Source organism: Arthrobacter sp. E1SS-5 (assembly GCF_057073715.1).
On record NZ_CP172703.1, the window covers coordinates 88,315 to 101,643 of the forward strand.

At 66.8% G+C, this 13,329-nt stretch carries 14 protein-coding genes; 9 read left to right on the top strand and 5 right to left on the bottom strand.

The annotated features are described in order from the left end of the window. Positions 1-31 precede the first annotated feature (31 nt). Positions 32-832, bottom strand: coding sequence for an IclR family transcriptional regulator (locus ACIGJD_RS00450; protein ID WP_483687806.1), 801 nt, complete (start codon positions 830-832; stop codon positions 32-34). A 120-nt stretch (positions 833-952) separates the two neighbouring features. On the opposite strand from ACIGJD_RS00450, the gene ACIGJD_RS00455 reads away from it, so the two are divergent. The 8 genes from ACIGJD_RS00455 (at position 953) to ACIGJD_RS00490 (ending at position 8,169) form a co-directional block, all read left to right on the top strand. Further along, positions 953-1,456, top strand: coding sequence for a tripartite tricarboxylate transporter TctB family protein (locus ACIGJD_RS00455; protein ID WP_483687807.1), 504 nt, complete (start codon positions 953-955; stop codon positions 1,454-1,456). Positions 1,457-1,458: 2 nt separating this feature from the next. Further along, positions 1,459-2,961: a tripartite tricarboxylate transporter permease gene (locus ACIGJD_RS00460; RefSeq protein WP_286400744.1), complete on the top strand. Its 1,503-nt coding sequence runs from the start codon at positions 1,459-1,461 to the stop codon at positions 2,959-2,961. A 61-nt stretch (positions 2,962-3,022) separates the two neighbouring features. Beyond that, positions 3,023-4,030 carry a tripartite tricarboxylate transporter substrate binding protein gene (locus tag ACIGJD_RS00465; RefSeq protein WP_286400746.1) on the top strand — a complete coding sequence of 336 codons (1,008 nt, stop codon included), beginning with the start codon at positions 3,023-3,025 and terminating at the stop codon, positions 4,028-4,030. Positions 4,031-4,061: 31 nt separating this feature from the next. Beyond that, complete coding sequence (locus ACIGJD_RS00470) at positions 4,062-4,691, top strand: RraA family protein (RefSeq protein ID WP_483687808.1); 630 nt, start codon at positions 4,062-4,064, stop codon at positions 4,689-4,691. 37 nt (positions 4,692-4,728) lie between these two features. After that, on the top strand, positions 4,729-5,508 hold the full coding sequence (locus tag ACIGJD_RS00475; RefSeq protein WP_483687809.1) for a DUF1932 domain-containing protein: 780 nt from the start codon (positions 4,729-4,731) through the stop codon (positions 5,506-5,508). Between the two features lie 79 nt (positions 5,509-5,587). Beyond that, positions 5,588-6,925 (top strand): TRAP transporter large permease subunit, encoded by a 1,338-nt coding sequence (locus ACIGJD_RS00480; RefSeq protein WP_483687810.1) that lies wholly within the window; start codon positions 5,588-5,590, stop codon positions 6,923-6,925. Positions 6,926-6,934: 9 nt separating this feature from the next. Beyond that, positions 6,935-7,192, top strand: a complete 258-nt coding sequence (locus ACIGJD_RS00485; RefSeq protein ID WP_387561842.1) for a hypothetical protein — start codon at positions 6,935-6,937, stop codon at positions 7,190-7,192. Beyond that, on the top strand, positions 7,189-8,169 hold the full coding sequence (locus tag ACIGJD_RS00490) for a cyclase family protein (RefSeq protein ID WP_483687811.1): 981 nt from the start codon (positions 7,189-7,191) through the stop codon (positions 8,167-8,169). The genes ACIGJD_RS00485 and ACIGJD_RS00490 overlap by 4 nt, the downstream gene beginning before the upstream one ends. Before the next feature lie 155 nt (positions 8,170-8,324). Here ACIGJD_RS00490 and ACIGJD_RS00495 read toward each other — a convergent pair whose 3' ends face one another. Continuing rightward, positions 8,325-8,897 (bottom strand): MOSC domain-containing protein, encoded by a 573-nt coding sequence (locus ACIGJD_RS00495; protein ID WP_483687812.1) that lies wholly within the window; start codon positions 8,895-8,897, stop codon positions 8,325-8,327. A 62-nt stretch (positions 8,898-8,959) separates the two neighbouring features. Between ACIGJD_RS00495 and ACIGJD_RS00500 the strand changes: the two genes are divergently transcribed. Continuing rightward, positions 8,960-9,928, top strand: a complete 969-nt coding sequence (locus ACIGJD_RS00500; RefSeq protein WP_483687813.1) for an alpha/beta hydrolase — start codon at positions 8,960-8,962, stop codon at positions 9,926-9,928. On the opposite strand, the gene ACIGJD_RS00505 is transcribed toward ACIGJD_RS00500, so the two are convergent. From ACIGJD_RS00505 to ACIGJD_RS00515, 3 genes are all read right to left on the bottom strand, one after another. After that, the gene (locus ACIGJD_RS00505; RefSeq protein WP_483689556.1) at positions 9,925-12,294 is read right to left on the bottom strand and encodes an ATP-binding cassette domain-containing protein; all 2,370 of its coding nucleotides are present in this window, start codon (positions 12,292-12,294) and stop codon (positions 9,925-9,927) included. The two genes, ACIGJD_RS00500 and ACIGJD_RS00505, sit on opposite strands and share 4 nt — an antisense overlap. A gap of 111 nt (positions 12,295-12,405) precedes the next feature. Further along, the gene (locus ACIGJD_RS00510; RefSeq protein ID WP_483687814.1) at positions 12,406-12,825 is read right to left on the bottom strand and encodes a VOC family protein; all 420 of its coding nucleotides are present in this window, start codon (positions 12,823-12,825) and stop codon (positions 12,406-12,408) included. Further along, positions 12,822-13,271: a helix-turn-helix transcriptional regulator gene (locus tag ACIGJD_RS00515; RefSeq protein WP_483687815.1), complete on the bottom strand. Its 450-nt coding sequence runs from the start codon at positions 13,269-13,271 to the stop codon at positions 12,822-12,824. The genes ACIGJD_RS00510 and ACIGJD_RS00515 overlap by 4 nt, the downstream gene beginning before the upstream one ends. Positions 13,272-13,329: the final 58 nt, after the last annotated feature.

The following is a 13,329-nucleotide window of genomic DNA, read 5'->3' on the forward strand; positions in this document are numbered from 1 at the left end:
CGCCGTCGTACCTCTGACACCTCGGGTCCTGTTAGTAGACCGAACCCTCGAGCAGTTCGGAGAGCCGGCTGGCGGCGCGGCGGAGCTCGGGGACGTTGGCTTTGATCTTTTCTTCGGTTGTCGCCTCCGCCGGACAGTTCAAGGCCATTGACTCGTTGGCGCGGCCCTCCCGGTTGGTTAGGGCCACCCCTACGGAGAGCACGCCAATCACGCGCTCATTCGCAGAATAGGCGTAGTCACAGCCGGGCTCGGGTAACCGTGACCGAAGTTCCTTGACCGTGAATCCTTGCTCCTCGTGGCCGGAGGCAATTGCGGCAGCTACCACCTGTTCGAGTTCAGCGTCAGTGGCGCCCGCGATCAGGATCTTTCCCGCAGCGCCGCGGGTCAGCGGCAGGCGTTTACCCAGCGGCAGGTCATACTGCATGGGCGCTTCGCCCTGGACGCGCGCCACGAGGATGCGCTCAAACCCCAGCCGGGTGTGCAGGGAAACAGACATTCCGGTCTGGGTCGCGAGCTGCTGCAGAACCGGTCGCCCCGCGACCGCCAGGGGATCGTTCTCCAGAAAACTCTTCGCCGCCGGGAGCACGGCCGGGCCGATCCGGTAGGACTTGTCCTTTTGGCTCACCATGCCGAAATCCTGCAGCACCCGCAGGATCCGCAGCGTGGTGGGCAGGCTCATGCCGCAGTTCCGTGCCAGGTCACTCAGCCGCTGCGGCCGCTCCGCGCGCTGCAGTTCGGCGAAAACCTCCATGGCCCGTGACAGGGAACGCATGTTCGAGGACTTGGGGCCCGCTTCTGCCGGTCCGGCCGTGGGGGGAGTCGTCGTCGCCATTTTTTCATTCTATGTAAGTTTTTTGCGCTTGACAGTACCTGTGTCTCCTGTCACTATTTCTCAGTACGCAATATAGTTTCATTCTATGAAACGCAATGACGCGCAGTGAAAAGGAAATTCATGACAACGGAGTCAGTCACGACGACAGCAGGGAGCACCATACGGATCGCTCCCGGTGTGCTGGCGGGCATCGGCGCATTCGCCGCCGTCGGCATCTATGTCCTGGTCAGCTCAAGCACCCTGGGGCTCTGGACGTCCCTGGGCCCGGGCGCCGGACTGTTTCCCTTTGCGATGGGGGCGGTGCTGGTGGCGATGTCGGCCGTCTGGCTGGTCCAGGAACTTCGCAGTCCGAGTGCCAAAGGCGAAGGTGTGGACAGGGGTGTCGTCATCTCCGTGGCCGTCAGCCTGGTCATCCTGGCATCCGTGATGGACCTGCTGGGTTTCCAGTTGAGCATGTTCCTGTTCCTGCTCTACCACCTGAAAATCCGGGGCCGCCGGACATGGGTGTCCTCGCTGGTGATTGCCCTGCTGGGCAGTGTTGGTGCGTTCTATGCCTTCAATAACGGCCTGAACGTGGCACTCCCGGTCTCGTCGCTTGCTCCGCTGAACCTGATCGGATTCTAGCCATGGAGACCATTAACGAACTCCTGGGCGGTTTCGCCACCGCCATGACCTGGCAGAACCTGATTTTTGCCTTCCTCGGCTGCCTGCTGGGCACCATCATCGGTGTCCTGCCGGGGGTAGGACCGGTAGCCGGCGTGGCCCTCCTGATCCCGATCACGCTCAACCTGGACCCCGCGGGGTCGATCATCATGCTCTGTGCCATTTTCTACGGCACCCAGTACGGCGGCACCATCACCAGCGTCCTGCTGAACACGCCCGGTGAAGCGTCGTCCGCGATCACCACCATCGACGGCTACGCCATGACCAAGATCGGCCGGGCGGGGGCAGCGCTGACGCTGGCCGCCGTCGGGTCCTTCATCGGCGGCACCATCGCCACCATAGGCCTGGTGGCAGCGGCCAAGCCGCTCGGGGAGATGGGGCTTCTGGTCGGTCCGCCCGAGTTCTTCGCGCTCATGGTGGTGGGCATCTCGCTGCTGGTGGCCCTGGCCGGAAAATCCCTGGTCAAGGCCGTGATCTCCGGCGCGCTGGGCCTGCTGATCTCCATGGTGGGCATCGACCCCGTAGCTGGCGCCCCACGTTTCACCTTTGGCATCGACAACCTCCTGGACGGCGTGAGCTTCGTAGCCGTCATCGTGGGTGTCTTCGGGCTCTCAGAGATCCTCTCCTTCCGGCGGAACGAGCCCACCCCGGTGGTCCACGCCCCCGGATTCCGGCAACTGTTCCCCTCACGGACGGAGTGGCGGCGGAGCGCACCGTCGATGGCGCGGGGCACCGGCGTCGGTTTCGGCCTTGGCCTGATCCCCGGCATGACCGGATCGGTGTCCTCCCTGCTGTCCTACGCGGCCGAAAAGAAGTTCTCCCGCTTCCGCCACGAACTCGGCAAGGGCGCGGTGGAAGGTGTTGCCGGCCCGGAAACCGCCAACAACGCCCACGCCAACGCAGCACTCATTCCGCTGTTCACCCTGGGCATCCCGGCATCACCCACCATCGCCGTGCTGATGGGGGCCTTCCTCCAGCAGGGGCTCACACCGGGACCCAGCCTCTTTACCGAGCACTCGGACATTGCCTGGGCGATCATCGCAAGCCTCTTCATCGGAAACGTCATCCTGCTGCTGCTCAATGTTCCGCTGGTGGGACTGTGGACCTCCATCCTGCGCGTTCCCACCCCAATCCTGACCGCCGTGATCCTGCTGTTCATGGTGATCGGCGCCTACACCATCAACTTCAGCGTCTTCGACGTCTACGTCATGATCGGCTTCGGACTCCTGGGCCTGGCCCTGCGGAATCTCGACATTCCGCTGGCCCCGATGGTCCTCACCCTGGTGCTGGGCCCCCTGATGGAGCGCTCGCTGCGCGAATCGCTGGAGATCTCCCAGGGCGACTTCACCGTTTTCACCAGCCGGCCCATTTCCGCCGTACTCATCGGTATCGGGGTGCTGATCCTGTGCAGCCCGCTGCTGAAATTCCGCAAGCCCAAGGCCCTCACCGAGGACCCCGAGGCCTAAGACTCCCCAACAAGCACCACCCATCCCCGCTCCATCCGCATCACTTCAAAGGAGAAGACCCATGTCACGCAAGAAAATCATTGCTGCCCTCGCAGCGGCGTCGCTGATCGCCCTTACCGGCTGCGGCGCCAACGCCGGAGCCTCCAACTCGGCCGCCGGTGCCAACGACTTTCCCAAGAAGGGCAAGTCCATCGACCTGATTGTCGCGTTCTCCTCCGGCGGGGCCGTGGACACGGCCGCCCGGCTGATCCAGCCCGTGCTGGAGAAGGAACTCGGTACCAACGTAGAGGTGGTCAACAAGCCCGGTGCCGGCGGCCAGATCGGCTACACCGCGCTGACCAGCGCCAAGCCGGACGGCTACACCATCGGCGCCACCGGCTCACCGTCCGTCGTCGTCTCGCCGCTCGATCCGGCCCGCGGCGCAAAGTACACCCGGGACAGCTTCAAGCCGTTGGGCCGGCAGGTCTTCGACCCCGCAGTCATCGCCGTGCAGCCGGACAGCCCCTACAAGACGCTGAAGGAACTCCTGGACGCCGAGAAGGCCAACCCCAAGTCCATGACCGCCAGCACCACCGGCATCCAGACGGGCGAGCACTTCGCCCTGGCCCAGATCCAGCAGGTCACTGGCTCCGAGTTTGCCCCCGTCCACTTCTCCGAAGGGGCATCGCAGGCAACCACCGCGTTCCTCGGCAAGCACGTGGACGTCCTGGTGGCCAACGTCAGCGACGTGAACGACCTGAACAAGCAGGGCAAGGCACGGGTCCTGGGTGTCATGAGCGCCGAACGCTCTCCGGCGCTGCCTGACGTGCCCACCTTCAAGGAATCGGGATACGACGTCGAAGCGGGCACCGCCCGTGGGTACTCCGCACCGGCCGGACTCCCCGATGACGTTGCCAAGAAGCTCGAAGCCGCCCTCGAGAAGGCCATCGAAGACCCGGCCGTGGTGCAGAAGATGAAGGACCTCGGCCTGCAGACCAGCTACCTCACAGCCAAGGACTACGAACAGATGTGGGCAGGCCAGGAAGGCGACTTCAAGAAGGTCCTCCCGCTGGTCCAGAAAAAAGACTGATCCACCCGCCCCACCCACCGAAAGAACTCCTATGACAACCCCAGCCCTTGACACTGTTGACGCTGACTTCGCCCGGCCGGACCGCGACGTGGTGGACCGCCTCGCCAAGCTGCCCGCCGCCAACATCGGCGACGCCATGGACCGGCTCGGCGTGGCCGACTCGGCCATCCAGGCCGTCTGGCCCGGTGCAAAACTCGCCGGTCCGGCCTTCCCGGTGTGGACCCGGCCCGGCGACAACAAGGGAATCCACGCAGCCCTCCAGCAGGTGCGGCCCGGGGACGTCATTGTCGTTGCCGGCGGCGGCGATGAGTCCCGCGCCCTGCTGGGCGAGCTGATAGGGGAGCGTGCCATCAATCTCGGCGTCGCCGGCTTTGCGCTGGACGGAGCAGCGCGCGACGCCGAGGCGCTGGGTGAGATCGGCATGCCGGTCTTTGCCCGGGCTACTTCGCCGGCAGGTCCCTACAAGGACGGTCCGTTCCGGATGGGCACCGCCATTGCCTTCGGCGGTGTTCCTGTCCTGCCAGGCGACATCATCGTCGGCGACTCCGACGGCGTGGTGGTGGTTCCCCGCGAACAGGCAACCGCCGTCGCCGAAGCAGCGGAGGCCGTCTTCGCGGACGAAACCAATCGCCGGCAAACGATCATTGCGGCACGCTCTTAGCCGCCGCACCTTTCCAAGCAAGAAAGACACCAATTCCATGACAGCATGCACCGTCATTGGCCTCGGCGAAGCCGGCGCCACCTACGCCGCAGCACTTACCGCTGCCGGCCACGCGGTCACCGGGTTCGACCCCGTGGCACCGTCCACCCCCGCCGGCGTCATCCGCGCCGCCACCGCTGCAGCAGCCTGTGAAGGGGCGGATATCGTCCTGGTGATGACCGGAGCCGCAGCTGCCCGCAGTGTTGCCCAGGAGTGCCTGCCGGTCCTGGCCGCCGGCAGCGTCTATGCGGACTTCACCTCCTCATCGCCCGGCGTCATGCAGGAACTCGGGCAGCTGCCCACCCAGGCCGCCTTCGCCGACGTCGCCATCCTTGGCCCGGTCTCAGCGCTGGGGGAGAAGACGCCCCTGATGGTCAGTGGTCCCGGCGCCCCGGCCGTCGCCGCCCTGCTGGAACCCCTGGGCGTCCAGGTGGAAATCGCCGACGGCGGCGCTGGTGCGGCCATGGCGCACAAGCTGCTGCGCAGCGTCCTGATGAAGGGCCTGGCCTCCGTGGTGGTCGAGGCCGTCACAGCCGGCAAGGCGGCAGGGCTCGAGGACTGGATCCGCGCCCAGATTGCCGGGCAGCTTGCCGGCGACGGCCAGGCCGTTATCGACAGGTTCCTCACCGGCACCGCCAAACATGCCGTGCGCCGGTCCAGGGAGATGCAGGACACCGCCAGCTACCTCTCGGACCTCGGCGTCCCTGCAGAGATGACCACCGCCTCCGCCGCCGCCCTTGCCCGGATGGCCCAGGACACGGAACCGGCCTTGCGCTGACCGCCCGGTCGGGCACAATCAGGAACAGGCAACACATGATTTCCACAACAACCGGCATTCCGACGTCAGGAGCAGCAGCATGATCGGCATCTGGGCACTCGGCGCCTATCTGGCCGTCATCCTGCTTTGGACCACTTTGATCAAGCGCAGCGTGGGGGAGGCGATGATCATGGGGTTCCTGGTGATCCTCCCGTTCACCGGCGCGGCCGCGGCGCAAATTGGCTGGTCGGCGCTGTACTCGGCTGCGACAGATGAAATCGTCTACGCCACCATGGCCTTCGTATTCATGGGCTACCTGCTGGACAAAGGCGGCGTCCTGGACCGGCTGATCGACCTGCTCAACTCCCTGATCGGAGGCGTGAAGGGCGGTCCCGCCTGGGTCTCAACGGTGGCGTCCGCAGGCCTGGGTGGCGTGGTCCACAACCAGGCCGCGATCGCCGCGACGGTGGGGTCGGTCACCATCCCCTGGATGGAGAAGTCCCGCCTGGACAAGCCCGCGGCGGCCACCCTTGTGGCAGGCAACGCCGGGATGGGCATCACCTTCCCGTTCAGCGCCTCCATGTTCGTCCTGGTCGGCTCTGCCACGGTAGGGCCCCTGTTGAACATCAACGCACTGGTCCTTCCCCTGCTCTTCGGCGGCCTCTGGTGCTTCCTGCACCGGCTCATCGTCACCTGGCTGTTGATCAGGAAAAGCGGAATGGCACCGCTGGACCCTGCCCACCGGCTGTCCGTCCGGGCCGCGTTCGGCCAGGGATGGGCCACGCTCCTGCTGTTCGTCGTCGTCGCCATCCCGCTGGTCATCACCTCGGGGTTCCTTACGTCGGCGCTCTCGGACTGGACCGGCGGCGACGTCAGCAAATCGGTCAGCGTCATCGTCTGGATCCCGGTGGTCCTCCTCATCACCGGTGCCCTGCTGGGCAGGAAGCGGCTGCCCCGCACCGGCCGGGACTGGGGAAACCTGCTGCAAGGCTCGGCCCCGCGGTTCGGAATCGTCGGCGTCACGGTGCTCTTCGCCTTCGCCGGCGCCAACGCGCTCGCCGCCACCGGCCTGCCCAAGCAAATGACCGCCCTGCTGAACGGGCTGAACCTTCCCCTCTGGCTGCTCGCTATCCTGATCGGGCTGATCGTCATCGCCGTCGCAGCCCCGCTGTCCGCCACTGCCACCATGGCCGCCGTGGGAACGGTCGGCGTCGCCGCCCTTGTCGCCGCCGGTGTCCCGGCCACCACAGCCGCCGTCGCCGTGCTCATTTTCTCCTCCTGCGAGGCCGCGGTTCCGCCCGGTGGCGCACCGCTCTATGTGGCCTGCGGCATCGCGGACGTCAACCCCCTCAAGACCTTCGCCCGCCTGCTCACCCACTATGCGCTGCCCCTGCTGGTCATCGGCGTGCTGATCACCCTCGGCATCCTGCCCATCTAAGGAACCACCATGAAAACACCCCGACGGTTCATCCAAAGCGTCTTCACCCTCACGCTCGGTGTCCTCCTCATCGGCGGCGTCCTGTTCGTTGCCGGACAGGCCGCGGGCCTTGTGGCCGGGCAAAACGCCTGGCTCGAGTTCTTCAACACCTACGTCAAGCCGCCGGTTTGCATTGCCGCGTCGGTCTGCGCCGTGGCCGGGTTCCTGCTCAGCTACCAGCGCCCCCGGAAACAGGCCGAACAGCAGCAGGAAGCCACCACCCGATGACCGCACCCGGAACGTTTCCCACCTTCGCCGAGCTCCTGGCCAGGGAGGGCAACCTGGCGGGAACATCCTGGGGCCTCTTCCCGGAACCGGAAAGGGGAACACCGTCCTTCATCACGCCTGCGGCCGTCCTGGAAGCCAGGAACAGCATCCGGACCGGCGCCGTGTTCGGCCTGGACTATCCCGCCGACGCTTTTGATCCCGGCATGTCGCTCAAACGCGGCGCACCCCGGCACACCATCTACTCGTCCCATCCCGCGCACCGCGATGACTACCTTGACGGGTATTACCTCCAGGGGTCGACGCAGATTGACGGGCTCCGGCACCGCCGCGCCGACGACGTTGGGTTCTACAACGGCGTCCCGGACCACCGGGTCGCCGAGGGCACCCCAGAGCTGGGGATCCAGGAATGGGCCGAACACCCCATCGCCGGCCGGGGCATTCTGGTGGACCTCGACGGCTTCCGGAACGGCATGGGGGAGCCCATCGACCACGCAGCCGGGGAACCCCTGGGCCTGGACCTGGTCCACGCGGCCCTGGAGTCCCAGTCCCTGGCCACGCGTCCCGGCGACATCCTCATGCTCCACACCGGGTGGTGCGAATGGTTCCTCGCGCTGGCGCCGGAGGAGAAGCAGCGGCTTCGTGAGAGCCGGAAGGCAACGGGCGTGGCGCAGTCGCAGGAGTTCGTGGCCTGGGCATGGGACAGCCGGTTTGCCGTGGTCGCCGCAGACAACTTTGCCTTCGAATGCCTCCCCGCCGTCCCGGACAGCCCCTACCGGGAGTCCGCGTTCAACGACCACGGCATGATCCACCAACAGCTCCTGGCCAAGCTCGGCATGCCGCTGGGTGAGCTGTGGCGGCTCGGCCCGCTGGCCCGGCACATGCGCAGCACGGGCAGGTGGGACGCGTTCATCAGCATCAAGCCGCTGAACATCACCGGCGGCACCGGCTCCCCGGCCAACGCCACCGCCATCGTGTGACACGGAGGCGCGGGAGCGTCACGCGGGGCACCCTTTAAGGCAGCGGACGACGGCGGGTCCCGGGTTTCCGGGGCTTCCCCGCCCCAGGTGGGCCGAAAGCGTGCCGTGCGTGACGCCGTCGTACGCCTTTGCCGGGGAGGCCAGGGCGGGGCCCGCTACGGCAGCCGCGACGGCCGGAGGACGCTCGCTTCCCCGGCCTGAGCCGGATCCAAAAGCACCGGGCTGACCAGCACGGCGGGGCCGCGGTGCAGGAACCCGCTGGAGACAGCACGGCAGCGGATGCCACCACGGCCGCGCATGGCAGGATGTGCACCGGGTGCCAGCATTTCGTTCATCCACGCGCAGGGCTGGGCGTGCCGTCCGCCATGCAGCGAAACCGAAGACCCTCCGGACTCGAGTGTGAAGTCCTGCCCCAGCAGCGGCGCCAGCTGGGCCCCGCGCAGCACCACGTTCCGGCGGGTCAGCAGGGGATCGAACGGCGGGGCGGCCAGCTCGGCGGCGATGGCTTCGAGGGATTCGACGGCGAACAGGGTCACCGCCGCGTCCATGTGTGCGGCCTTCCCGAAGAACCGGTCGCCTAGGATCCCCTTGCCGGCCACCACCTCAGCCTGTTCGGCATCAGTGGTGGGAACGTCGGCGGCACCGTCCCGGGCACGGCCGAAGTAGGCGTGCGCGGGGGAGACCAGCAGGTGCAGGATCTCGACGTCGTACCGGAACTTTTCGGGCATAGGCCCAGCGTAGGGCAGGCCGGGCATTGAAATCCCGCCGTCCGGTGGAAGGATCAGGAACCATGGACACCTCACCCGGCCCCCGAACCAGTGCGCCGCCCAGGAAACGGACGGCCCTCTTCTGGGTATCAGCGGTCTGCGCCGCCGCCCTTGCAGGCGTTGGGTTGTGGATGCTGGCCGGCAATCCCGCCGTCTTGGCCGGGCCTCCGCTCCTGCCGGGAATCCTGCTCGCTGCCCTCGCCGGGGGCCTGGCGTGGGCAGTGCTGCTCTGGCTCCGCCGGGACGTTCCCCGTCCCCGGTCCCGGCTCAGGCTTGTTGGCGCCTGGCTGGGCCGGTTGGCCGTTCTGGCGCTCGCTGCCGGGCTTGCCTGGCTCAACCCCTTCGCCTACCAGGCGGGGGCGACGGCGGAGGCAGGCCCCGCGTCGGACCTCACCGTCACCGAAACCGCCACCGCCACCGCCATCACCATGTCACCCGAGGGAAGCACAACCACCAAAGGATTGGTCTTCTACCCCGGCGCACGCGTGGATGCCCGGGCCTACCAGGACATCCTGGCACCCGTGGTGGGAGCCGGGTGCCGGGTGGTCATCCTGAAGGAACCCCTGGGGCTCAGCCTGCTGGATGGCAACCAGGCCCGCGGCGCCATCGAGGACAACCCGGACATCACCACATGGGCGGTGGGCGGCCACTCCCTGGGCGGGGTGTCCGCGTCATCGTTCGCGCTGAACAACAGTGACGTCAGCGGATTGGTCCTGTACGCCTCCTACCCCGTGGAATCGCTGCACGGCCGGACCGGCCTGTCAGTCCTGTCTGTCTCCGGCAGCAGCGATGGACTCAGCACCCCGGCCAAAATCGAGTCCTCCCGCCAGCTGCTGCCCGCCGACACCGAGTTTGCGGCCGTCCGCGGGGGAGTGCACGCCTTCTTCGGCGATTACGGCGAACAGCCGGGCGACGGCGAACCGGGCGTCAGCCGCCAGGCCGCCCAGCAGCAGATCGCCGCCGCCACCGTCGCCTTCCTGGGGCGGCTTTAGGCGCCCACGTACGTTGCCAGGTGCTGGCCGGTGAGCGTGGCCCGCCCGGCCACCAGCTCAGCCGGGGTGCCCTCGAAAACGATGCGGCCGCCGTCGTGCCCTGCGCCGGGGCCGATGTCGATGATCCAGTCCGCGTGCGCCATCACCGCCTGGTGGTGCTCGATGACGATCACGGACTTCCCGGAGTCCACCAGCCGGTCCAGCAGGCCCAGCAGCTGTTCCACGTCGGCCAGGTGCAGGCCCACGGTGGGCTCGTCCAGGATGTAGACATCGCCGGCCTCTGCCATCTGGGTGGCCAGTTTGAGCCGCTGGCGCTCGCCGCCGGACAGTGTGGTCAGCGGCTGGCCCAGTGAAATGTAGCCCAGGCCCACGTCCGCCAGGCGTTCCAGGACCTTGTGCGCGGCCGGCGTTTTCGCCTCGCCCTCGGCAAAGTACGCCAGTGCCGCCTCCACGGACATGTCCAGGACGTCCGCAATGTTCCGGCCGCCGAGGGTGTATTCGAGGACGGCGGGCTGGAAGCGTCGCCCCTCACAGTCCTCGCAGGTGGACTCCACCGTGGCCATGACGCCCAGTTCGGTGAAGATCACGCCGGCGCCGTTGCAGGTGGGGCAGGCGCCCTCGGAATTTGAGCTGAAGAGCGCAGGCTTCACGCCGTTGGCCTTGGCGAAGGCCTTCCGGATGGGCTCCAGCAGCCCCGTGTAGGTGGCCGGGTTGCTGCGCCGCGAACCCTTGATGGCCCCTTGGTCGATGACGATAACGCCCTCGCGCTTGGCCAGAGAGCCGTGGATCAGGGAGCTCTTTCCGGAACCGGCCACGCCCGTCACCACGCAGAGCACACCGAGCGGCACATCGACGTCGACGTCCTGCAGGTTGTTCGTCGAGGCGCCCCGGACCTCGAGAGCGCCGGTGGCCTTCCGGACGGAGTCCTTGACGCGGGCGCGGTCGTCCAGGTGCCGGCCGGTGATGGTGCCGCTGGAACGCAGGCCGTCCACATCGCCCTCGTACATGATCTCGCCGCCGCCGGTGCCGGCCTTGGGACCGAGGTCGACGACGTGGTCGGCGATGGCGATCATCTCCGGTTTGTGCTCCACCACCAGGACGGTGTTGCCTTTGTCCCGCAGCTGCAGCAGGAGCGTGTTCATCCGCTCGATGTCGTGCGGGTGCAGGCCGATGCTCGGCTCGTCGAAAACGTAGGTGACATCGGTCAGGGAGGACCCCAGGTGGCGAATCATCTTGGTCCGCTGCGCCTCGCCGCCGGAGAGGGTGCCCGCCGGGCGGTCCAGGGAGAGGTAGCCGAGGCCGATCTCGGTGAAGGAATCCAGCAGGTCCCGCAGCCCCGCCAGCAACGGCCGGACGGAGGGCTCCTCCAGCTCGCGGATCCACTGCGCCAGGTCACTGATCTGCATGGTGCACAGGTCAGCGATGTTCTTGCCGTTGATTTTCGAGTTGAGGACCTCCGGGGTGAGCCTGGTTCCGCCGCAATCCGGGCAGGTGGCGAACGTGACGGCGCGCTCCACGAACCGCTTCACGTGCGGCTGCATGGCCTCCACGTCCTTGGAGAGCATGGACTTCTGGATCTTGGGGATGACGCCTTCGAAGGTGAGGTTGACGCCTTCCACCTTGATCTTGGTGGGTTCGGCGTACAGCATCGTGTCCAGCTGCTTCGCCGTGAACTTGGCGATCGGTTTGTCCATGGGCAGGCCCATGCCCTCGAACAGGCGGCCGTACCAGCCGTCCATCGAGTAGCCGGGCACGGTGAGCGCGCCTTCGTTCAGGGATTTGGAGTCGTCGTACAGCGCCGTCCGGTCGATGTCGCTGACGTTCCCCATGCCCTCGCAGCGCGGGCACATGCCGCCCAGGTAGGTCACCTGGCGGACCACGTTTTTCTCCACCCTGCCACCCTTTTCGGTGCTCATGATGCCGCTGGCCTTGCGGGTGGGAACGTTGAAGGAGAAAGCGGTGGGCGGTCCCACGTAGGGCCTGCCCAGGCGGCTGAACAGGATCCGCAGCATGGCGTTGGCATCGGTGGCGGTGCCGACGGTGGAGCGCGGGTTGGCGCCCATCCGCTCTTGGTCCACGATGATGGCGGTGGTCAGCCCTTCCAGCCGGTCCACATCGGGCCGGGCCAGGCTGGGCATGAACCCCTGCACGAAGGCGCTGTAGGTTTCGTTGATCATCCGCTGCGACTCGGCGGCGATGGTGGCGAACACCAGCGAACTCTTGCCGGAACCGGATACGCCCGTGAAGGCGGTGAGGCGCCGCTTGGGGAGCTCCAGGCTGACGTCCTTGAGGTTGTTCTCCCGCGCTCCCTGCACCCGGATCAGGTCGTGGCTGTCCGCGATGTGCAGCGCCTGCCTGGTCTCCATGTCTGCGTCCGTGCTCAAGGTGTCCCCCTTCTTCCCGGAGCGGCGCCGGACGAAAGCTGCGTCCGCAGCCCTCGTCCGTCGTCGTCCTTTTATACGTTTTTGGTTATATGCCTACGACTGCTGGTTGATCCGGACGGTGTTCCCGGCAGGATCGCGGAAGGCGCAGTCGCGGATGCCGTACGGCTGGTCGATGGGTTCCTGGACCACGTCGGCGCCGGTCGCTTCCACCTTGGCGAACGCGGCGTCCACGTCGGGGGAGGACAGGACGATGGTGGCGTAGGTGCCCTTGGCCATCATTTCGGTGATGGTGCGGCGTTCGTCGTCGGTGATGCCGGGGTCGACGGCCGGCGGGTGCAGGACGATGGAGACGTCCTTCTGGCCGGCGGGGCCCACGGTGATCCAGCGCATGGTGCCCCGGCCCACGTCGTTGCGGATTTCGAAGCCGAGGGCGTCGCGGTAGAAGGCCAGCGAGGCATCGGGATCGGTGGCGGGAAGGAAGGTTGAGGAAATGTTGATGTCCATGCCAGTCATGCTAGTAACGCCTCAACGGCGGGCGCTTCTCGATTCCTGACCGGTCTGGTCACCTGCTTCTCGACGCATGCCGGGATGCCCGCCGTCGAACCTTCCGCTTCCTGCTTATAGACGCTCGGTGGGATGCCCACCAGTTCGCTGAACCGGGTGCTGAAGGTGCCCAGCGAGGAACAGCCGACGGCGAAGCAGACCTCGGTGACGCTGAGGTCACCTTTTCGGAGCAGGGCCATGGCCCGTTCGATCCGGCGCGTCATGAGGTAGCTGTAGGGCGATTCGCCGTAGGCAAGCTTGAAGCGGCGGCTGAAATGGCCTGCCGACATGTGCACGTCCTTCGCCAGCGATTCGACGTCCAGCGGCTGGGCATATTCGCGGTCCATCCGGTCCTTGACGCGCCTCAGCTGGGTGAGCTCGCGGAGGTACGGGTCAGAGGAGGGACTACTGGTCACAGCTCCGATCGTGCTACGGCGGGCAGCCCTTGTCCAGACGTGGGGAGAATCACGTTTC

Bases quoted from the DNA above. Each gene is read 5' to 3' on its own strand.
- ACIGJD_RS00450 (WP_483687806.1), bottom strand. From the start codon at position 832: ATGGCGACGACGACTCCCCCCACGGCCGGACCGGCAGAAGCGGGCCCC.
- ACIGJD_RS00455 (WP_483687807.1), top strand. From the start codon at position 953: ATGACAACGGAGTCAGTCACGACGACAGCAGGGAGCACCATACGGATC.
- ACIGJD_RS00460 (WP_286400744.1), top strand. From the start codon at position 1,459: ATGGAGACCATTAACGAACTCCTGGGCGGTTTCGCCACCGCCATGACC.
- ACIGJD_RS00465 (WP_286400746.1), top strand. From the start codon at position 3,023: ATGTCACGCAAGAAAATCATTGCTGCCCTCGCAGCGGCGTCGCTGATC.
- ACIGJD_RS00470 (WP_483687808.1), top strand. From the start codon at position 4,062: ATGACAACCCCAGCCCTTGACACTGTTGACGCTGACTTCGCCCGGCCG.
- ACIGJD_RS00475 (WP_483687809.1), top strand. From the start codon at position 4,729: ATGACAGCATGCACCGTCATTGGCCTCGGCGAAGCCGGCGCCACCTAC.
- ACIGJD_RS00480 (WP_483687810.1), top strand. From the start codon at position 5,588: ATGATCGGCATCTGGGCACTCGGCGCCTATCTGGCCGTCATCCTGCTT.
- ACIGJD_RS00485 (WP_387561842.1), top strand. From the start codon at position 6,935: ATGAAAACACCCCGACGGTTCATCCAAAGCGTCTTCACCCTCACGCTC.
- ACIGJD_RS00490 (WP_483687811.1), top strand. From the start codon at position 7,189: ATGACCGCACCCGGAACGTTTCCCACCTTCGCCGAGCTCCTGGCCAGG.
- ACIGJD_RS00495 (WP_483687812.1), bottom strand. From the start codon at position 8,897: ATGCCCGAAAAGTTCCGGTACGACGTCGAGATCCTGCACCTGCTGGTC.
- ACIGJD_RS00500 (WP_483687813.1), top strand. From the start codon at position 8,960: ATGGACACCTCACCCGGCCCCCGAACCAGTGCGCCGCCCAGGAAACGG.
- ACIGJD_RS00505 (WP_483689556.1), bottom strand. From the start codon at position 12,294: ATGGAGACCAGGCAGGCGCTGCACATCGCGGACAGCCACGACCTGATC.
- ACIGJD_RS00510 (WP_483687814.1), bottom strand. From the start codon at position 12,825: ATGACTGGCATGGACATCAACATTTCCTCAACCTTCCTTCCCGCCACC.